The following is a 5,072-nucleotide window of genomic DNA, read 5'->3' as shown; positions in this document are numbered from 1 at the left end:
GGGGGACAAGGGGGACAAGGGGGACAAGGAGAGTTTAAACTCAAAACTCAAAACTCTCCCCCCCCACTCCCATTCTTTAAAGTTGAGCTTCTTGTTGTTGATAGAGGCAATAATATCGTCCATTAAGTGCCATTAATTCCTTATGGGTTCCTTGTTCGACTACAGCACCTTTGTCCATCATTAAAATTATATTGCTACTCCGAATTGTCGTCAGACGGTGCGTAATGAAAAATACTGTTCGTCCCCGAAATGCTTCAATTAAATTTACACAAACTTGGTGTTCAGTTTCGTAGTCGAGGGCGCTAGTAGCTTCATCTAAAATCAATAGCTGCGGGTTTTGCAAGATAGTACGCGCGATCGCAACCCGTTGCCGTTGTCCCCCAGAAAGGGCAGATCCTCGCTCTCCCACTCTTGTATTATAACCATTAGGCAATTCCATAATAAAATCGTGGGCACAGGCAACTTGAGCTGCCTGAATAATTTCTTCTGCTGTGGCTTCAGGATTAGTCAGGGCAATATTTTCTTGCACAGTGCCATCAAATAATAGGCTATCTTGAGGCACAATTCCCACTTGGCGGCGTAGGGAATAGAGTTCAACTTTAGAGATATCGTATTGATCGATTAAAATGCGCCCGGAGTTGACATCGTAGAGTCGAGGTAACAGTTTCATCAGCGTACTTTTACCCGAACCACTTTGACCTACTACTCCTACAAATACGCCTGATGGAAACTCTAAGTTAATATTTGTTAATTGCCACGGACCAGTTTGTCCAAAGCGGAATGAGACATTTTCATAAGTTACCGCCCCTTTAATTGCAGGCATAGGAATATTATATCTGTCTGTTTCATCTGCCTCCTGTGGGCTATCGACAATATCACTTAAACGCTCTAATGATAGGGCAGTTTCTTGGAAATTCTGCCAGATTCTGGCTAAACGTAATAATGGACTGGTAACATAACCGGAAATAATCCGAAAAGCAATCAATTGTCCGAGGGTTAATTTCTGATCTAAAACTAGATATGCTCCCACCCAGAGAACTAATAAAGCCGAAACTTTGTTTAAAAAGTCACTCGCCGATCCCGCTGCTGTGGATGTCACCACCGTTTTAAAACCTGCTGATACATACCGGGCATAACGTTCCTGCCATTGCCAGCGCGATCGCAATTCTATATTTTGCGCCTTCACCGTTTGAATTCCCGATAATACTTCCACCAGATAAGACTGAGTTTCAGCATTTCTTTCTGCTTTAACCCGCAACTGACGGCGCACAATTGGGGAGACAATTAGAGTTAATAATATAAATAAAGGAATTGTCGCCAGAGCCACGAGGGTGAGGATCCAACTATAAATAAACATGACCACAATGTAGATGACAGAAAACACAGCATCTAGCACCACAGTCAGCGCCGTTCCGGTGAGAAACTGGCGGATATTTTCTAATTCATTAATTCTACTAGAAAGTTCCCCAACAGGACGCTTTTCAAAGTATCGCAAAGGCAATCTTAACAGATGATCGATAATTTCCGAACCTAAAGCCATGTCAATTCTGTTAGTAGTATCGACAAATAAATAGGTACGCAAACTAGAAAGAATTGCCTCAAAAACTGCCACCACCAATAGGAAAATACCCAAAACATGGAGGGTATCGAGACTATTTTGCACAATTACTTTATCAATGATTACCTGAATCATTAACGGATTTGCCAATCCGAATAACTGGACAAAAAAGGAAGCAATCAAAACTTCTATCAAGACCTTACGGTATCGCACTAGAGAGGGCAAAAACCACTGCAAACCAAAGCGTTGCTGCGGAGTTTGCTTTGTCCGTTGTAGCAGTAGCACTGGTATCGCTTCCCCATTACCACCTTCACCCTCGGCTAATAGCAAAATATCGATTGCATCTGTTATTTTGCGGCGCACGATGCCAATTTCTGGCACTCCCAATACAATACCCCGTTCGCTGGCTTCGTAGAGTACAGCAAAACTCTCATTCCAGCGCACCAAAGCTGGCACTTCCAATCTGCTTAGAGCTGACGGAGGTACGCTCACCAATTGAGCGTGCAACCCCAAGAAATCTGCCACTGCACCGCAAAGAGGTAGAGATAAACTACCCGTGCGAGCCATTTGATCTGCCATGACTCGTAGCACTACATCTTTTCGGAAAGGCATATCCAAATATTGGCTGATCATCTGGAAGCAAGCTACGCCTCCATTTAACATTCCTCTGCCCCGGAAATGGGGATATTTTTTATCTTTAGTAGTAGTATTAGTAGTATTCTGTCGGTTATTTCCGGCTCCTATTGACTGTTCTTTAGCATAGGGAATATCAATTTGATTGCTAATCAGTTGTTCGTTATCAGTTGTTGGTACAACTGATACGGTTGCGTCATTTACAGATATTGTCCCATCACTAACAGCGGGCGTATTGTCAATAATAAATGACAAGTCAGATTTCCGAAAACCAACAATTCGAGCAGGAGTATTTCCTGTCAACCTAATCGGAGATTCAGGATCTATTCCTGTCAGCTGACTACCAATAGAGAAATTCTCAATATTTCCGCCACCACTAACAAACCATTCTCGCTCGAAGTCTAACTGATTTGGCGTAGTTTTCCGATCTTGAAGATATAGCACTACCGCTTCCCGGTAGGCTTCCCCAGCCAATTCTTTGAGATTAATCCCACCATTTGCTTGTCGTGCTAACTCAGCACCGAGCAAACTAAATGCTTCAATGAGAGTACAATGCCCTTGAAAAGCATTTCCCACTGACGGTTCCCGCGCCATTAATGCTAAAAATTCAATCGTGGGCACAGTTAGGCAAATAGATTCTTCAGAAGCAATCGCAGTTTCGCAAGGGACTCCTCTAATTAAACTCACCCATCCTAAAATAGCTCCAGGCTTTAGCAATTCTAGGGTTAGAGGCTGTGGGGTGCGAGGATCGTAGCCCAACAGACGTGCCTTTCCTTCGTATAAAATCGAAACTTGGGAGGGCATTTTATCTGCCGCCAAAATAGTTTGACCGATACGGTAACGTAAAAGTTGACTTTTTTCAGATAACTTAGTTAGCGTCCCCGGAGTCAGTTGCTCGAAGGGAAATAAACCCGCTAAAAAGTCTTGAATACTTGATTTTGTATAAGTCATTAAGATCGGGGAAAGGGGAATAGGTAATGGGGAATGAGGAATAGGAAAAAGCCATTAGCAATTAGCTTATTAGCCATTACCTAACTGATATCTGTTGTTGGATTTGTTCTTGCACCCAACTGTTAAAAAGTTCGTTGATGAGGCGCTGACGCATTGGCTCATCAAGTTGAGCTGGAAAAAACTTCTCCAGCCGTACAATGATAAACCATTCTCCCAGACGAGTGGGAGGCCATAATTGACCAGGTTGGCTCACAGTAAGCATTTTAGCCAAAATTGGATGGGGTACATTCAGCTCCACTGGCCCGATTAATCCTCCCGTTTGTACTTCCTGCCCTTGGGAATATTCTCGCGCTAAGTCAGAAAAGGACTGTTCCCCTTCTTGAATGCGAAAGTAAAGTTCCTGTGCCATCGCCCCATCCTTAGTCCGGAGGAGAGAATAGATGACTCTATCTAGTTGCCCCTTACGCTTGAGGAAGTATGACTCTAGTTTATTTCCCCAAGTGGCTTGTTTGAATTTTTCTAACTTTATTCCTCTACTCACTAAGTCTTCAACCTGTTCGCTTGTCATATTTTGACGTTCCAGCCACGCTAACCTGTCAGCCTCCGTCATCACCTGATTTCGTTCGTAAAACTGCTGACAAGCTCCTATTTTTTCTTCTGGCGTACAATCTATAGTGGCAATGGCTTCATCAACCAGGATTTCCCGCAATAGTTGAGGGAGTAATTGATATTTAGCTAAGAGCGGAATTAGTTCTTGGGCTGCGATAGTGCGATCGCCAACCTGTAACACGGCATTCATTTGGGTAATTGGTCTCTCAATAATGTATTTTTTTAACTTATAGTTGGAGCAATTTTAAATTAACACCTTGTCTATAATACAGCTTACCCTTGCTCTAAAATATTAAGTTTAACTTAACATTTTTAGCTAAACAAGTGGGCAAAAATAAACCTCACACCCATAAACCCGGTAACTTCCACCATAAACCCGGTTTCTTCTACCATAAACCCGGTTTCTCAAAGAAACCGGGTTTATTCGCTCTGACAAGTTTTAGCCTCTTCGCCGGAAGCCCCTCACCGCTTACCTGACAATTTCAACAACGTCACCTCCCAAACAAGTCGCGGTTGGGCATAACTCTTGAGGTATTGTCGCGCCTGCTCTAGCTGTTGGATAATACCTGTCTGATGCTGCTTTTTCCAGTAAAAATGCTGCAAATAATCCACTAACCACAACTGAGATTCTGGCTCGAGGGTTTTGTCAATTTCCTTGGCTATTTCCAGCGCCATGCGGGATGATTTGGGGAATTGGGTAAGTTTAGCAAGCAACTCAACAGGGATAGCTTGCAGTTGTTCAAAAGATGCGATTGCATCCCCTGGACTTCCTTGAGCGATCCCCATTACTGAGGGTTCTGCTAAAATCTGCTCATAACCAGTTTGCCGCAAAACCAATTCCATATTCTTGTCTGCCAACCGATAAAAGGGAATCCGCTGACAGCGAGACACCAGCGTTGGTAATAAAGACTCCGGACTGGGTGCAATTAATATTAATGTCGCACGTCCCGGTTCTTCTAGTGTCTTGAGCAACCCATTCGCCGCCGCCTCCGCCATGGTTTGGGCTTGTTCAATTACTACCATCTGACGTGGTGCTTCCAAGGGCGCACGCGCCAAAAACTGGGTAATCTCCCGAATTTGTTCCAAACGAATTTGGGGCGGTGCTTTCCGCTTTAGTCCTTGTTCAGTAGCTTCTTTAGCAGACAACCTTATCCCGTTATGGAGATAAGTTGGTTCTACCCAGAGTACATCAGGATGGTTCCCCTGTTGCAAACGTCTCCGTACTAATACTTGCTTCTCAGGGGAGACATCCTCACAAAACAACAGTTCGATAAAAGCCCTTCCCGCCAAACTCCGCCCCACCCCATCCGCACCCGCAAAC

3 protein-coding genes are annotated in these 5,072 nt (G+C 43.9%); all 3 read right to left on the bottom strand.

Going from position 1 to position 5,072, the window contains the following annotated elements:
* Positions 1-76 precede the first annotated feature (76 nt).
* Positions 77-3,142, bottom strand: coding sequence for a peptidase domain-containing ABC transporter (locus tag NJ959_RS25270; protein WP_254014520.1), 3,066 nt, complete (start codon positions 3,140-3,142; stop codon positions 77-79).
* A gap of 76 nt (positions 3,143-3,218) precedes the next feature.
* Entirely contained in the window at positions 3,219-3,941 is a 723-nt protein-coding gene (locus NJ959_RS25265; RefSeq protein ID WP_254014519.1) for a peptidylprolyl isomerase, read from the bottom strand.
* 272 nt (positions 3,942-4,213) lie between these two features.
* Positions 4,214-5,072: DNA polymerase III subunit delta' (locus tag NJ959_RS25260; protein ID WP_254014518.1), on the bottom strand; the 859-nt coding region annotated here is incomplete at its 5' end.

The organism is Limnofasciculus baicalensis BBK-W-15 (assembly GCF_024178385.1).
GTDB lineage: Bacteria > Cyanobacteriota > Cyanobacteriia > Cyanobacteriales > Coleofasciculaceae > Limnofasciculus > Limnofasciculus baicalensis.
The sequence above is the reverse complement of the archived record's forward strand: the minus strand, read 5'-3'. Positions and strand labels throughout refer to the sequence as shown.

Bases quoted from the DNA above. Each gene is read 5' to 3' on its own strand.
- NJ959_RS25270 (WP_254014520.1), bottom strand. From the start codon at position 3,142: ATGACTTATACAAAATCAAGTATTCAAGACTTTTTAGCGGGTTTATTT.
- NJ959_RS25265 (WP_254014519.1), bottom strand. From the start codon at position 3,941: ATGAATGCCGTGTTACAGGTTGGCGATCGCACTATCGCAGCCCAAGAA.